16 protein-coding genes are annotated in these 13,746 nt (G+C 74.6%); 13 read left to right on the top strand and 3 right to left on the bottom strand.

Features of this window, described 5'->3' with window-relative positions:
- Window positions 1-90 precede the first annotated feature (90 nt).
- Window positions 91-1,299 (top strand): sensor histidine kinase, encoded by a 1,209-nt coding sequence (locus ACIGW2_RS10755; protein WP_361589457.1) that lies wholly within the window; start codon window positions 91-93, stop codon window positions 1,297-1,299.
- 48 nt (window positions 1,300-1,347) lie between these two features.
- Entirely contained in the window at window positions 1,348-2,034 is a 687-nt protein-coding gene (locus ACIGW2_RS10750) for a response regulator transcription factor (protein ID WP_356066381.1), read from the top strand.
- A gap of 15 nt (window positions 2,035-2,049) precedes the next feature.
- Here the strand turns inward: ACIGW2_RS10750 and ACIGW2_RS10745 are convergent, their stop codons facing one another.
- The gene (locus ACIGW2_RS10745; RefSeq protein ID WP_391656753.1) at window positions 2,050-3,144 is read right to left on the bottom strand and encodes a DUF5937 family protein; all 1,095 of its coding nucleotides are present in this window, start codon (window positions 3,142-3,144) and stop codon (window positions 2,050-2,052) included.
- Window positions 3,145-3,244: 100 nt separating this feature from the next.
- Here ACIGW2_RS10745 and ACIGW2_RS10740 point away from each other — a divergent pair, with 100 nt between their 5' ends.
- Window positions 3,245-3,400 carry a hypothetical protein gene (locus ACIGW2_RS10740; RefSeq protein ID WP_391656752.1) on the top strand — a complete coding sequence of 52 codons (156 nt, stop codon included), beginning with the start codon at window positions 3,245-3,247 and terminating at the stop codon, window positions 3,398-3,400.
- A gap of 16 nt (window positions 3,401-3,416) precedes the next feature.
- Here ACIGW2_RS10740 and ACIGW2_RS10735 read toward each other — a convergent pair whose 3' ends face one another.
- Window positions 3,417-4,598, bottom strand: coding sequence for a threonine aldolase family protein (locus ACIGW2_RS10735; protein WP_391656751.1), 1,182 nt, complete (start codon window positions 4,596-4,598; stop codon window positions 3,417-3,419).
- A gap of 127 nt (window positions 4,599-4,725) precedes the next feature.
- Between ACIGW2_RS10735 and ACIGW2_RS10730 the strand changes: the two genes are divergently transcribed.
- From ACIGW2_RS10730 to ACIGW2_RS10685, 10 genes are all read left to right on the top strand, one after another.
- Window positions 4,726-5,715 (top strand): Rossmann-like and DUF2520 domain-containing protein, encoded by a 990-nt coding sequence (locus tag ACIGW2_RS10730; RefSeq protein WP_391656750.1) that lies wholly within the window; start codon window positions 4,726-4,728, stop codon window positions 5,713-5,715.
- Window positions 5,712-6,776: a pantoate--beta-alanine ligase gene (panC, locus tag ACIGW2_RS10725; RefSeq protein WP_391656749.1), complete on the top strand. Its 1,065-nt coding sequence runs from the start codon at window positions 5,712-5,714 to the stop codon at window positions 6,774-6,776. Before ACIGW2_RS10730 ends, panC begins: the two co-directional genes overlap by 4 nt.
- Before the next feature lie 14 nt (window positions 6,777-6,790).
- Window positions 6,791-8,497 carry an L-aspartate oxidase gene (locus ACIGW2_RS10720; protein ID WP_391656748.1) on the top strand — a complete coding sequence of 569 codons (1,707 nt, stop codon included), beginning with the start codon at window positions 6,791-6,793 and terminating at the stop codon, window positions 8,495-8,497.
- Window positions 8,494-9,510, top strand: coding sequence for a carboxylating nicotinate-nucleotide diphosphorylase (gene nadC, locus ACIGW2_RS10715; RefSeq protein ID WP_391656747.1), 1,017 nt, complete (start codon window positions 8,494-8,496; stop codon window positions 9,508-9,510). The genes ACIGW2_RS10720 and nadC overlap by 4 nt, the downstream gene beginning before the upstream one ends.
- On the top strand, window positions 9,510-10,316 hold the full coding sequence (locus ACIGW2_RS10710) for a type III pantothenate kinase (RefSeq protein WP_391656746.1): 807 nt from the start codon (window positions 9,510-9,512) through the stop codon (window positions 10,314-10,316). Before nadC ends, ACIGW2_RS10710 begins: the two co-directional genes overlap by 1 nt.
- 163 nt (window positions 10,317-10,479) lie before the next feature.
- Window positions 10,480-11,094: a hypothetical protein gene (locus tag ACIGW2_RS10705; protein ID WP_361589549.1), complete on the top strand. Its 615-nt coding sequence runs from the start codon at window positions 10,480-10,482 to the stop codon at window positions 11,092-11,094.
- 14 nt (window positions 11,095-11,108) lie between these two features.
- Window positions 11,109-11,288: a hypothetical protein gene (locus tag ACIGW2_RS10700; RefSeq protein ID WP_356066355.1), complete on the top strand. Its 180-nt coding sequence runs from the start codon at window positions 11,109-11,111 to the stop codon at window positions 11,286-11,288.
- 133 nt (window positions 11,289-11,421) lie between these two features.
- Complete coding sequence (locus ACIGW2_RS10695) at window positions 11,422-11,823, top strand: BlaI/MecI/CopY family transcriptional regulator (protein ID WP_356066352.1); 402 nt, start codon at window positions 11,422-11,424, stop codon at window positions 11,821-11,823.
- A 9-nt stretch (window positions 11,824-11,832) separates the two neighbouring features.
- Window positions 11,833-12,375, top strand: a complete 543-nt coding sequence (locus ACIGW2_RS10690; protein WP_356066350.1) for an amino-acid N-acetyltransferase — start codon at window positions 11,833-11,835, stop codon at window positions 12,373-12,375.
- Between the two features lie 154 nt (window positions 12,376-12,529).
- A complete protein-coding gene (locus ACIGW2_RS10685; protein ID WP_356066347.1) occupies window positions 12,530-12,868 on the top strand; it encodes an Lsr2 family protein in 339 nt (112 codons plus the stop codon).
- Here the strand turns inward: ACIGW2_RS10685 and ACIGW2_RS10680 are convergent.
- Window positions 12,847-13,500, bottom strand: coding sequence for an SCO3374 family protein (locus tag ACIGW2_RS10680; protein WP_391656745.1), 654 nt, complete (start codon window positions 13,498-13,500; stop codon window positions 12,847-12,849). The genes ACIGW2_RS10685 and ACIGW2_RS10680 overlap by 22 nt on opposite strands.
- Between the last annotated feature and the right edge of the window lie 246 nt (window positions 13,501-13,746).

Raw genomic sequence — 13,746 nt, 5'->3', positions numbered from 1 at the left:
AGTCTCCACCTTGGGGAGTACGGGCCTCACGGGAAGGATCGCCCCCACGGTTGACCCCTGCACCTATCCGCTTTCCCTACGCTGGGTCACGTGCAGCGCCTCTACGACTTCCTCCGCAGACACCCGACGGGCGTCGACACCTTCTGGGCCGTCGTCCTCTTCGGGTTCTCGCTGCTGTGGGTGGCCTCGAAGCCCACCGGGACCGAGGGGGAGCCGCTCGCGTACGGCGTGGTCGCCGCGCTGTTCTCGCTGGTCGTCGCGGTGCGCCGGCGGATGCCGGAGAGGATGCTGCTGCTCGCGGTGGCGCTCGGCCTCGCGCAGCTCGCGCTGGGCCTGGTGCCCTTCATGGCCGACTTCGCCATGCTCGTGATCATCTACACGGTGGCCGCGCACGACGGGCCGCGCTGGGCCTCCCGGCTCGCGCTCGTCGGCGGGCTGAGCGCGGCGACCCTCTCCCAGCTGCGCTGGCCGCTGGAGGACGGCGTCGGGTCGTCCGCCGCCAAGGTCTTCTTCACGGTCATCATGACCGTGCCCTTCGCCCTCGCCTGGGTCCTCGGCGACTCGCTGCGCACCCGCCGCGCCTACTTCGCGCAGCTGGAGGAACGTGCCTCCCGCCTGGAGAAGGAGCGCGAGGCGCAGGCCAAGGTGGCCGTGGCCGCCGAGCGCGCCCGGATCGCCCGCGAGCTGCACGACGTCGTCGCCCACAACGTGTCCGTGATGGTGGTGCAGGCCGACGGCGCCGCGTACGTCATGGACTCCTCGCCCGAGACCGCCAAGCAGGCCCTGGAGACCATCTCCTCCACCGGCCGGCAGGCGCTCGCCGAGATGCGCCGGCTGCTCGGGATCCTGCGCACCGGCGAGCACCAGGAGGCCGGCGAGTACGTGCCGCAGCCGGACGTGCGGCAGATCGAGGACCTCGTGGAGCAGGTCCGGGGCGCCGGCCTCGCCGTCGACTTCAAGGTCGAGGGCACTCCGCGCCCGCTGCCCAGCGGCGTCGAGCTCACCGCGTACCGGATCGTCCAGGAAGCCCTCACCAACAGCCGCAAGCACGGCGGCCCCGACGTCGGCGCCAGCGTCCGGCTGGTCTACTTCGACGACGGCCTCGGCCTGCTCGTCGAGGACGACGGGCGCGGGGCGCCGCAGGAGATGTACGAGGACGGCGGCGCCGACGGGCGCGGCCACGGCCTGATCGGCATGCGCGAGCGGGTCGGCATGGTCGGCGGCACCCTGGACGCCGGCCCGCGCCCCGGCGGCGGCTTCCGCATCAGCGCCCTGCTGCCCCTCAAGCCCGCCCACTGACCGCCCGCGACCCGCCCCCTGCCCCGCTGACCCCTAAGGACCCCCTTCATGTCCATCCGCGTGATGCTCGTCGACGACCAGGTGCTGCTGCGCACCGGTTTCCGCATGGTGCTCGCCGCCCAGCCGGACATGGAGGTCGTGGCGGAGGCCGGTGACGGCGTCGAGGCGCTGGAGAACCTGCGGACCACCGAGGTCGACGTCGTCCTGATGGACGTGCGCATGCCGAAGCTGGACGGAGTGGAGACGACCCGCCGGATCTGCGCCGAGCCCGGCGCGCCGAAGGTGCTGATCCTCACCACCTTCGACCTCGACGAGTACGCGTTCTCCGGGCTCAAGGCGGGCGCCAGCGGCTTCATGCTGAAGGACGTGCCGCCGGGCGAGCTGCTCGGCGCGATCCGCTCCGTGCACAGCGGCGACGCCGTCGTCGCCCCGTCCACCACCCGCCGGCTGCTCGACCGCTTCTCGCCGATGCTGCCGTCCAGCGGCCGGGACACCGGCCCCGGCCACAAGGAGCTGGAGAAGCTCACCGACCGGGAGCGCGAGGTCATGCTGCTGGTCGCGCAGGGCCTGTCGAACGGCGAGATCGCCGCCCGGCTCGTGCTGTCCGAGGCCACCGTGAAGACCCACGTCGGGCGCATCCTCACCAAGCTCGGCCTGCGCGACCGGGTGCAGGTCGTGGTCCTCGCCTACGAGACGGGCCTGGTACGGGCCGGGGGCGGGGCGGCAGGCCGCTGAGGGCCCCGGCCCCGGTCAGCGGAGCACCGACTCCAGGAAGTCGCTGCCGAGCCGGGCGACCGCCGAGAAGTCCAGCTGGTGCAGCACGTACCGGCCGCGCCGCTGGGTGGTGAGCAGCCCCGCCTTCTTCAGGAGCGAGAGGTGCCGGGACACCTCGGGGGCGCTGATGCCGTACGCGTCGGCCAGCTCGCTCGTCGAGTACGCGCTGCGCGACAGGTTGCGGCACAGGCTCATCCGCATCGGGTGGGCGAGCGCCTCCAGGCGCAGCCGGACCGTCTCCACGGACTCGGTGCCGCCGACCTCCCGGCTGGCCACCGGGTACTGGATCACCGGCTGCCAGCCCGGCGCGTACAGGGCGAACAGGTGCGGCCAGCCGAAGACGCTGGGCAGCAGCGTCAGCGCGCCGCCCCGGGCCTCGGTGCGGCCCATGACCAGCTTGTCCACGACGATCCGGCGGCCGCCGGACTCGTCCTCCTCCAGGCTGAGCGCGGGCGACGCCGCCGTGAGCGCCTCCGCGAGGCCCTTGCGGCGCAGCAGCTCCGTCTTGTGCCGCGCGTCGGCGGCGAGCTGGACGCGGACCCGGCGCCAGGTGTCGCCGAAGAAGGCGTCCTCGCAGTCCTCCAGGAGCCGCCGGAACCACGCGCGCGTGGCGGTGGGGTCCTCGATCATCCGCTCCGCGAACGCCGCCTGGCGCGGCCCGCGCGCCGCCGCCAGGTCCAGCGCCCGGCGCCGCGACCACGGGTCGACCAGCGGGGACGGCAGGCCCTTCGGGTAGTGGCTGGTGCTGCACGAGATCTCCAGGGCCGCGCCCACGAAGGTCTCGTCGTCCATCCGGTCGAGGTCGTCCAGCTCCTCGGCCAGGGTCTCCCGGGGCCGCGCCGGCATCAGGAAGTCGGAGCGCGTCGACCGCCACATGAAGTCGGCCTCCAGGAGCCGGTCGGCCAGCTCCGGCTTCAGCGCGGCGGAGGTCGCCGTGGTCCACGCGTGCAGCCGCGCGTGGTGGGCGGGTTCGGCCAGCGCGTGCAGCGCGTTGGCGAGCTCGGCCAGGGGCGAGGGGGAGAAGGTGATCCGCTCGGGCGGCAGTCCGGTGATGTCGATGGTCACGCTCACCCCCCTATGGTGCGGGGTGCCCCTCGGGTGCTGTCCTCCCGTTTGACGAGGGACGTCAATCGGCGCGCGCGGCCCGGGCGGCCCGGCGCACGGTGGCCGCATGAACGCGATCCACCAGCACGCCCTGGACGCCCACCGCGCCGCCCGGCACGCCGTCCCCGCCCCGCCGTTCCCCGGCGCCCTGGACGCCGAGGTCTGGCGGGCGGTGCTGCGACGCCTGCGCGACCTGGCCCTCGGGCCCCACCTCCGGCCCTAGAGGACGTCCCTCGGGGTCACAGGCGGGACAGGAAGTCGCGGACCGCCTCCCGGACGTCCTGAGGGGTCCACGCGAGGCCGGGCCCCGACACCGTCAGCTCCGTGACCGCCACGCCCGGCGGGCCGCCCACCGGGGCGGGGAACCAGCGGCGGAAGAGGGTGGTGCCGGTCTCCTCCGCCTGCGCGAGGGCCGCGGCGGTCAGCACCTCGGGGTCGTACGGCAGCCACACCCGGAACTGGTGGGTGTGCGGGACCTCCGGGTCGACCCGCGACCAGCCCGGGCCGCCCGGCCCTGCGAGGGCCTCGCGCAGCGCGCCCGCCACCACGCGCGCGTGCGCCACGTACGAGGGCAGGCGCGGCAGCTCCTCGTCGAGGCCGCGCAGCGCGGACAGCGCCGCCGGGTACTGCTGGAAGACCTGGCCCCCGTACCGGTGCCGCCAGATCCGCGCCTCCTCGACCAGCTCCTCGGGGCCCGCGAGCGCCGCGCCCGACAGACCGCCGAGGGACTTGTAGAAGGACACGTACACGCTGTCCGCGAGCCCGGCGATCTCCGGCAGCGGGCGCCCGAAGTGCGTGGTGCAGTCCCACAGCCGCGCCCCGTCGAAGTGCACCACCGCGTCCCGCTCGCGCGCCGCGTCGACGACGTCCACCAGCTCCTCCCAGCCGGGCAGGACGAACCCGGCGTCGCGCAGCGGCAGCTCCAGCATCAGGGTGCCGAAGCGCTCCGGGTGCTCGCGCACCTCATCGGCCGTCGGCAGCCGCGGCTCCCGGGTCGGGTGGACCGTGCGCAGGCCGCTGACCGTGCCGAAGGCGTCGTTCTCGTGCACCTCGGGGTGGGCCAGCGGGTGCAGCGCGACGACCGGGTCGCCGGTGCGGGCGGCCCAGCAGCGCAGGGCGACCTGCTGGGCCATGGTCCCGGTGGGGAAGTAGGCCGCCGCGGGCATGCCGAGCTCCTCCGCGACCCGCCGCTCCAGCTCCTCCACGACCCCGTCGCCGTACATGTCGAGGGCCAGGTCCGCGCGGCCGGAGGCGTCCGCCCAGTCGGCGAGCCCGCGCAGCCGCGCGCCCACCGTGCCGTCCATCGGCGCGTTCCACAGCTTGCGCGCGGCGCCGCCCCACACCCGGGCGCGGTGTCCCGGGCCCGACTCCTCGTCCACCGGGCCGGGCGCGGCCCCGTCCGCCGTTTCGATCTGCTCCATGAGCAGATCATCACACCGCCGCCCACACCCTGTGGACAGCCACGGGCGAGCGCGAAACGCTGGCGTAGCATGACCAGAAATCGTCCGGTACCCCCCGAGGACTGGAACGGAAGGCCGACCCGAAACCGTGAACGCACCACCAGAGCCCCGGCACCCCCAGGCGGACCGCGCCGAGGACCGCCCCGCCCGCCTCACCGTCGGGGTCGTCGGCGCCGGCCGCGTGGGCCCCGCCCTCGCCGCCGCACTCCAGCTCGCCGGACACCGGCCCGTCGCCGTCTCCGCGGTCTCCGACGCCTCCCGCAGGCGCGCCGCGGCCATGCTGCCGGACGTCCCCGTCGTCGAGCCCGCCCGGGTGCTCGCGCTCGCCGACCTGGTCCTGCTCACCGTGCCCGACGACGCCCTGCCCGGCCTCGTCGAGGGCCTGGCCGAAACCGGTGCGGTGCGCCCGGGCCAGCTCCTCGTGCACACCTCCGGGCGGTACGGCGTCCGGGTGCTCGACCCGGCCCGCCGGGCCGGTGCGCTGCCGCTCGCGCTGCACCCCGCCATGACCTTCACCGGCACCTCGGTGGACGTGCAGCGGCTCGCCGGCTGCTCCTTCGGCGTCACCGCGCCCGAGGAGCTGCGGCTCGCCGCCGAGGCGCTGGTCATCGAGATGGGCGGCGAGCCGGAGTGGATCGAGGAGGCGAACCGCCCGCTCTACCACGCGGCCCTCGCCCTCGGCGCGAACCACCTGGTCACCCTGGTCGCCCAGGCGATGGAGCTGCTCCGCTCGGCCGGCGTGGCCGCCCCCGACCGGATGCTCGGCCCGCTGCTCGGCGCGGCCCTCGACAACGCGCTGCGGTCCGGCGACGCCGCCCTGACCGGCCCCGTCGCCCGCGGTGACGCCGGCACCGTCGCCGCGCACGTGGCGGAGCTGCACAAGCACGCCCCCGGCACCGTCGCCGGCTATCTCGCGATGGCCCGCGCGACCGCCGACCGCGCCCTCGCCCACGGCCTGCTCAAGCCCGAGCTGGCCGAGGACCTGCTTGGCGTGCTCGCCACCGACGTCCCGGCCGGCCCGGCCGGAACCACCGGCCCGACCGGACCCGCCGACGGGCCGCAAGGAGACGACCGATGAGCCTGTCCGCCCGCCACAGCACCGACGCGGCCACCCGCCACCGCCCGGGCGCCCTGGTCCCCACGGTCGAGGCCCTGCAGGACGCCCGCGCGCGCTTCGGCGCGCCCGGCCGCAGCGCCGTCGTCATGACGATGGGCGCCCTCCACGAGGGCCACGCCACCCTGGTCCGCGCCGCCCGCGAGCAGGTCGGCCCGGACGGCTTCGTCGTGGTCACCGTCTTCGTCAACCCGCTGCAGTTCGGCGCCGGCGAGGACCTGGACCGCTACCCGCGCACCCTCGACGCCGACCTGGAGCTGGCCTTCGCCGCGGGCGCGAGCGTCGTCTTCGCCCCCTCCGTCGACGAGGTCTACCCGGGCGGCGAGCCGCAGGTGCGGATCACCGCCGGACCCATGGGGGAGCGCCTGGAGGGCGCGTCCCGTCCCGGCCACTTCGACGGCATGCTCACGGTGGTCGCCAAGCTCCTCCACCTCACCTCGCCCGACCTGGCCTTCTTCGGCCAGAAGGACGCCCAGCAGCTGGCCCTGATCCGGCGCATGGTGCGCGACCTGAACTTCCCGGTCCGGATCGTCGGCGTGCCCACCGTCCGCGAGACCGACGGCCTCGCCCTGTCCAGCCGCAACCGCTATCTGTCGCCCGCCGAGCGCCGTACGGCCCTCGCGCTGTCCCGGGCGCTGTTCGCCGCCCGTGACCGGCTCGCCGCCCAGGCGGCGCTGCGCGCCCGCGCCGCCGCCCTGCCCGGCGTCCCGGCCCGGGCCGGGAACCGCGCGGAGGCCCTGTCCCGGCTCGGCGAGGCCCGCGCCGCCGCCGACGCCCACGCGGTCGCCCAGGCCGCCGAGGGCGGGGGCGCCGAGGCCGTGCGGGCCGCCGCCCGTGCCGTACTGGAGGAGGCGGCCAAGGCCCAGCCGCCGCTCGCCCTGGACTATCTGGCCCTGGTCGACCCGGCCGACTTCACCGAGGTCGAGGACGGGCACGACGGAGAGGCGATCCTCGCCGTCGCCGCGCGGGTGGGGACCACGCGGCTCATCGACAACATCCCCCTGACGTTCGGAGTCGTGAAGTGACCGGAAGCCGCGAAGTGACCGGAATACGGCTGCAGGCGCCCGCCCCCGGCTGGTCGATCGACGCCGACGTGGTCGTGGTCGGCTCCGGCGTCGCGGGCCTCACCGCGGCCCTGCGCTGCACCTCCGCCGGACTGCGCACGGTCGTCGTCACCAAGGCCCGGCTCGACGACGGCTCCACCCGCTGGGCGCAGGGCGGCATCGCCGCCGCTCTCGGCGACGGCGACAGCCCCGCCCAGCACCTGGACGACACCCTGGTGGCCGGCGCCGGCCTGTGCGACGAGCCGGCCGTGCGCGCCCTGGTCACCGAGGGCCCGGACGCGGTCCGCCGGCTGATCGAGACCGGCGCCCACTTCGACCGCTCCGCCGACGGCACGATCGCGCTGACCCGCGAGGGCGGCCACCACCGCCGCCGCATCGCGCACGCCGGCGGCGACGCCACCGGCGCCGAGATCTCCCGCGCCTTGGTCGAGGCGATACGGGACCGGGGCGTGCGCTTCATCGAGCACGCCCTGGTGCTCGACCTGCTCACGGACGAGCGGGGCCGCACCGCGGGCGTCACCCTGCACGTGATGGGCGAGGGCCAGCACGACGGCGTCGGCGCCGTCCACGCCCCCGCCGTGGTGCTCGCCACCGGCGGCATGGGCCAGGTCTTCTCCGCCACCACCAACCCCGCCGTCTCCACCGGCGACGGCGTCGCCCTCGCGCTGCGCGCCGGGGCCGAGGTCTCCGACCTGGAGTTCGTCCAGTTCCACCCGACGGTGCTCTTCCTCGGCGCCGGCTCCGAGGGCCAGCAGCCGCTGGTGTCCGAGGCGGTACGGGGCGAGGGCGCCCACCTCGTCGACGCCGACGGCGTCCGCTTCATGCTCGGGCAGCACGAGCTGGCCGAGCTGGCGCCCCGCGACATCGTCGCCAAGGCGATCACCCGGCGGATGCAGGAGCAGGGCACCGAGCACATGTACCTCGACGCCCGCCACTTCGGCGCCGAGATGTGGGAGCAGCGCTTCCCGACCATCCTGGCCGCCTGCCGCGCCCACGGCATCGACCCGGTCACCGAGCCGATCCCGGTCGCCCCGGCCGCCCACTACGCCTCCGGCGGCGTCCGCACCGACCTGCACGGCCGCACCACCGTCCCGGGCCTGTACGCGTGCGGCGAGGTCGCCTGCACCGGCGTGCACGGCGCGAACCGGCTCGCGTCCAACTCGCTCCTGGAGGGCCTGGTCTTCGCCGAGCGGATCGCCGCCGACATCACGGCCAACGGCCCGCACCGCGAGGGCCGGCCCGCCGCCGGCGGCCCGGCCGCCGTGCTCGGCCTGCTCGCCCCCGAGACCCGCCGCGAGATCCAGCGGATCATGACGGCCGGCGCGGGCGTGCTGCGCTCCGCCGAGAGCCTGGCGGCCGCCGCCGACGCGCTGGAGGCGCTGCGGCTCGACGCCGAGGAGGAGCGCAAGGCCGCCGAGCCGGGCGTCGAGGCCTGGGAGACCACCAACCTGCTGTGCGTGGCCCGGGTCCTGGTCGCCGCCGCCCGCGAGCGCGCGGAGACCCGCGGCTGCCACTGGCGCGAGGACTTCCCCGACCGCGACGACGCGGCCTGGCGCCGCCACCTCGTCGTCCGCCTGACGCCCGACCGCCGCCCGCTGGTGCGGCGCACCCCGGGCGCCGACTTTCCGCCCGTAACCCCCGACGCCGTAACCGTCGACGCACCCTGGGAGCCGCAGTCGTGACCACGCCCGAAGAAGCACGTCCGGAGCCCGTGGACGTCCCCCTCATCCAGATCAGCGCCCCGGCCGAGTCCGCGGGCGGCTGCGGCGACGGCTGCGGCTGCGGCGGGGACGACGAGTTCGAGTGCGGTCTCGACCCGGCGCTCGCCCAGCTGCTCGCCGACGCCGGTCTCGACCCGGTGCAGGTCGAGGACATCGCGCACCTCGCGATCGCCGAGGACCTCGACGGCGGCGTCGACGTGACGACCGTGGCGACCGTCCCCGAGGACGCCGTCGCCACCGCCGACTTCACCGCCCGCGAGGCCGGCGTGGTGGCGGGCCTGCGGGTCGCCGAGGCCGTGCTGTCGATCGTCTGCACCGACGAGTTCGAGGTCGAGCGGCACGTCGAGGACGGCGCCCGGGTCGCGGCCGGCGAGAAGCTGCTCAGCGTCACCGCCCGCACCCGCGACCTGCTCACCGGCGAGCGCAGCGCGCTGAACATCCTGTGCCGCCTCTCCGGCATCGCGACCGCCACGCGCGCGTGGGCGGACGCCCTGGAGGGCACCAAGGCCAAGGTCCGCGACACCCGCAAGACCACCCCGGGCCTGCGCGCCCTGGAGAAGTACGCGGTGCGCTGCGGCGGCGGCGTCAACCACCGCATGTCGCTCTCGGACGCGGCCCTGGTGAAGGACAACCACGTGGTGGCGGCCGGCGGCGTCGCCGAGGCCTTCAAGGCCGTGCGCGAGCAGTTCCCCGACCTGCCGATCGAGGTCGAGGTCGACACGATGCACCAGGTCCGCGAGGTCCTGGACGCGGGCGCCGACCTGATCCTGCTCGACAACTTCACGCCGATCGAGACGGAGGAGGCGGTGGCCCTGGTGGCCGGCCGCGCCGCCCTGGAGTCCTCCGGCCGCCTCACCCTCGACAACGCGGCGGCGTACGCGGCGACCGGCGTCGACTACCTCGCGGTGGGCGGACTGACGCACTCCTCGCCGATCCTCGACATCGGCCTGGACCTGCGCGAGGTCGGCGCCTGATGCTGCTCACGATCGACGTCGGCAACACGCAGACGGTCCTCGGTCTCTTCGACGGCGAGGAGATCGTGGAGCACTGGCGCATCTCCACCGACCCGCGCCGGACCGCCGACGAGTGGGCGGTCCTGCTCCAGGGCCTGATGGGCATGCACCCGCTGCTCGGCGTCGAGCTGAGCGACGGCATCGGCGGCATCGCGATCTGCGCGACCGTCCCCTCGGTGCTGCACGAGCTGCGCGAGGTCACCCGCCGCTACTACGGGGACGTCCCGGCGGTCCTGGTGGAGCCGGGCGTCAAGACCGGCGTCCCGGTCCTCACGGACAACCCGAAGGAGGTCGGCGCCGACCGCATCATCAACGCGGTGGCGGCGGTCGACATGTACGGGGGCCCGGCGATCGTGGTCGACTTCGGCACGGCGACGACGTACGACGCGATCACCGCGCGCGGCGAGTACGCGGGCGGCGCCATCGCCCCGGGCATCGAGATCTCGGTCGAGGCGCTCGGCGTGAAGGGCGCGATGCTCCGCAAGATCGAGCTGGCCCGGCCGCGCAGCGTGATCGGCAAGAACACCGTCGAGGCGATGCAGTCCGGCATCGTCTTCGGCTACGCGGGCCAGGTCGACGGGGTCGTCGCCCGCATGAAGCGCGAGCTCGCCGGCCCTGCCGGCGACCCCTCCGCGGTCACGGTGATCGCCACGGGCGGCCTCGCCCCCATGGTGCTCGCCGACTCCCGGGAGATAGACGCCCACGAGCCCTGGCTGACCCTGATCGGCCTCCGGCTCGTCTACGAGCGCAACGCCTCGCGGATGTAGCCCGCCGGGCCGGGCGGCGCCCCCGCCCCGCCCGGCCCGGCGGGGCCGCCCGCGTTGCGCCGTACGGCTTCATCTGCCCGCCGCGAAGATCGAGAAGAGGCAGATTTGTCCGATTAGCGCGTATCGTCGGTCCATGCCCACGCCCTACGGATCCCGCGGCGGCATGGCGTTCAGCGCGGACGAGCTCCGAGTGCTCCGACGCGCCCTCGCCACCGCGCTCAACCCCGCCCCCCTTCAGGACGACGACGTGCAGGACTGCCTGCGGCTGGCCGACTCCGTGGACGAGGCCGTGCGCGAGGCCGGGCGGCTGCGCGCCTTCCTCCTCGACGACCTGGTCCGGTACCGCCAGGCCCTGCCCGGCTCCCTCGCCGGATACCTGGAGCTGCTCCAGGACGCCCTGGCCGCCGGCTACGACCCCGGGGCCGACGACCTCGCCGCGCTCCGGGCGCTCCGCGGCAACCCGGTCGCCGCCGGGCTGCTCGCCCGCTGCCAGACGCTGGCGGAACGATCCGTCCGCAGCCGGCTCGCCCGGGTCACCCAGGCCACCGCGCCCGCCCGCCCCGCCGTGGCGGCGCGCCCCCGCGCCCGGCTGCTCGCGCTGCCCGGCGGACGTGCCGCCGAGGAGGGCCCCAAGCCGCCGGCGCCCTCCGGGCCGGGCCGGCCGGGGCCGAAGCCGCCCGTGCCGGCCGAGCGGCCGGTGCCCAAGCCCTCCGAGGTGTTTCCGCCGCGCCGCCGCCCCGTACCGCCGCCCCCACCCGAGGAGCGCGTCGCCGGATAGCTACGCTGGACGTCATGGACTACGTATCCGCGCTCGTTCCCCCCGTGGTCATGGCCGTCTTCTTCACCGCCCTGATCGTCGTGATCGTGAAGACCCAGGGCGGGCCGAACAAGGCCAAGGAGGACGCCGCCGTGGACGCCGCCCTCGCCCGTGCCGAGGCCGCCCGCCAGCAGGACGGCACCCCCGCCCCGTAGCACCGCGGGGCCCGGCCCCGGCACCCGAGGACGTACGACCGCCACCCGGCAGCCGTACGTCCTTTTTGTCTCTCCCGGGGGGTTTCATCCATAAATGGACGTACATTCGGTGATCTCGCACTAAGGTGGCGCCGTGCCCCGTCAATTGGGAGAGCTCGAAGACGCCGTCATGACCCGCGTCTGGCAATGGAACCGCCCGGTGACCGTCCGGGAAGTCCTGGAGGATCTCCAGCAGGAACGGTCCATCGCCTACACCACCGTCATGACCGTATTGGACAATCTCCATCAGAAGGGCTGGGTGCGCCGGGAAGTCGAAGGCCGCGCCTATCGATATACCGCGGTCTCCACCCGCGCCGCCTACTCGGCCGCACTCATGAACGAGGCCTGGGCGCAGAGCGACAACCCCGCCGCCGCCCTCGTCGCCTTCTTCGGCATGATGTCGCCCGAACAGCGCGAGGCGCTGAACGACGCCATCCGTATCGTCCAGCGGGACAGCCCCGAGGGCGGCGAAGGCACCGTGCCCCCCGGGCGATAACGTCCCCCCATGTCATCCGCGCCATCCGCATCAGCAGCTTCTTCCGCCAATGCCGTCACCGTGCGCCGGGCCCGTACCTCGGATGTCGCCGCGGTGCGCCGGCTCGTCGATCCCTTCGTGCGCCGCGGCATCCTCCTCGACAAGGCGACCGTGACGCTTTACGAGGACATCCAGGAGTTCTGGGTCGCCGAACGCGACGCCGACGCCACCGTCGTCGGCTGCGGCGCCCTGCACGTGATGTGGGAAGACCTCGCCGAAGTCCGCACACTCGCCGTCGACCCCGACTTCAAGGGCGCCGGAGTGGGCCATCAGGTGCTCGACAAGTTGCTGCACACCGCCCGCTGGCTCGGCGTCCGCCGGGTTTTCTGCCTCACCTTCGAAGTGGACTTCTTCGCGAAGCACGGCTTCGTCGAGATCGGCGAGACTCCGGTCGACGGAGATGTCTACAGCGAGCTCCTGCGTTCCTATGACGAGGGCGTCGCGGAGTTCCTCGGTCTCGAACGAGTGAAGCCGAACACCTTGGGCAACAGCCGGATGCTTCTGCACCTGTGAGGCGGCCCCGGACCGGAGCGCTCCGGAGGGTCTATGTCCGAATCGCGCACGTTTCCCGGGTCCCCGGGGTTCTGAACCTCAGCCAGGGGTTTGTGTTTTTCCGGGAAAAGCGGTTTCCTTTCCGCGTACTGCATTTTCGATGAAAGGAAATCCGGTGGCACAGAAGGTTCAGGTCCTTCTTGTCGACGACCTCGACGGCGGCGAGGCGGACGAGACCGTGACGTTCGCGCTGGACGGCAAGTCCTACGAGATCGACCTCACCACCGCCAACGCGGACAAGCTCCGCGGCCTGCTCGAGCCGTACACCAAGAGTGGCCGTCGCACCGGTGGCCGCACCGCGGGCACCCGCGGCAAGACCCGGGTCGCCGCCTCCGGCGGCAGCCAGGACACCGCGAAGATCCGCGCGTGGGCCAAGGAGCAGGGGCTCAACGTGAACGACCGCGGCCGCGTCCCGGCCGACATCAAGGCCGCCTACGAGGACGCGAACCGCTGAGCCGTCAGCTGCTGCTGAGCGCCCGTCCCCGCCGCCGGCCCCGTCCGGCGCGCCCGGGCAGCACTCAGCAGCCGCGCCCGATGGCACTCGGCGGCGGCCACGGCGACCAGCCGGGCCAGACAGGGCGCCGCCCCCTCGGCCCCGGCACGCCCCCGCAGCGGGGGCCGCAGGGCCGGCAGCGAGGACTCCACCTCGCGCCCCGGCTCCGGGGCCCTCAGCCACACCGCGGGCCCGGGCGCACCGCACGCGATCGGGCCGGCCGGCCGACCGGGGGGCAGCGGCGCCGCGGGGGCGGTCATCCGCCCGTCGGCGCCGAGCATCGCCAGATCCAGTGAGATCCCGCCCCACTCCAGCCAGTCGAGCAGCCCCGGCAGCTCCTCGGCGCCGCCCGCCGCGACGAGCATCCGCATCCGCCGCCCCATCAGGGCCACCGGACCGGTCGCCGCGCCCAACCGGCGCAGCACCTCCCGCCCGGCCGTCGCCGGCAGCTCCAGGACGTCGAAGCGCAGCCCCGTGACCAGCTGCACCGGGGGACCCGGCGCCGTCACCCAGCCGAGCTCCTGCTCGTACCACCGCGCCAGCGCGCGGTCGCCGTCGAGTGGCGAGCGGGGGAGCGGGACGGTGAGGGCCATACCCGCAGAACGCCGCCGGGGGCCCGCGGGTTACGCCGACGGCGCGGCGACGGTCACACACGGTTCCTGATCCGCTGCGCGGAGTGTCCGGGATGGGGGCGTACGGGTGCATTCGAGCGCGCGAGGTTGTTCGCCCGTAGCGGAGGGACCCGGGGTGCGCCGCATGGAGTGTCAGTCCCGGCGGGTAAGACATTCCATGTGAGGAGGGGCGTCTCGCGGGCAGAAGTCGGGCCGAAGCGTCTCACG

The sequence above is a fragment of the Streptomyces sp. NPDC053541 genome, from assembly GCF_044544705.1.
In the GTDB taxonomy this organism is placed as follows: domain Bacteria; phylum Actinomycetota; class Actinomycetes; order Streptomycetales; family Streptomycetaceae; genus Streptomyces.
The sequence above is the reverse complement of the archived record's forward strand: the minus strand, read 5'-3'. Positions and strand labels throughout refer to the sequence as shown.

What these genes read in the sequence shown, in the direction of transcription:
- ACIGW2_RS10700 (WP_356066355.1), top strand. Translation starts at nt 11,109, where the DNA reads ATGGACTACGTATCCGCGCTCGTTCCCCCCGTGGTCATGGCCGTCTTC.
- ACIGW2_RS10680 (WP_391656745.1), bottom strand. Translation starts at nt 13,500, where the DNA reads ATGGCCCTCACCGTCCCGCTCCCCCGCTCGCCACTCGACGGCGACCGC.
- ACIGW2_RS10710 (WP_391656746.1), top strand. Translation starts at nt 9,510, where the DNA reads ATGCTGCTCACGATCGACGTCGGCAACACGCAGACGGTCCTCGGTCTC.
- ACIGW2_RS10740 (WP_391656752.1), top strand. Translation starts at nt 3,245, where the DNA reads ATGAACGCGATCCACCAGCACGCCCTGGACGCCCACCGCGCCGCCCGG.
- ACIGW2_RS10690 (WP_356066350.1), top strand. Translation starts at nt 11,833, where the DNA reads ATGTCATCCGCGCCATCCGCATCAGCAGCTTCTTCCGCCAATGCCGTC.
- ACIGW2_RS10705 (WP_361589549.1), top strand. Translation starts at nt 10,480, where the DNA reads ATGGCGTTCAGCGCGGACGAGCTCCGAGTGCTCCGACGCGCCCTCGCC.
- ACIGW2_RS10735 (WP_391656751.1), bottom strand. Translation starts at nt 4,598, where the DNA reads ATGGAGCAGATCGAAACGGCGGACGGGGCCGCGCCCGGCCCGGTGGAC.
- ACIGW2_RS10750 (WP_356066381.1), top strand. Translation starts at nt 1,348, where the DNA reads ATGTCCATCCGCGTGATGCTCGTCGACGACCAGGTGCTGCTGCGCACC.
- panC (WP_391656749.1), top strand. Translation starts at nt 5,712, where the DNA reads ATGAGCCTGTCCGCCCGCCACAGCACCGACGCGGCCACCCGCCACCGC.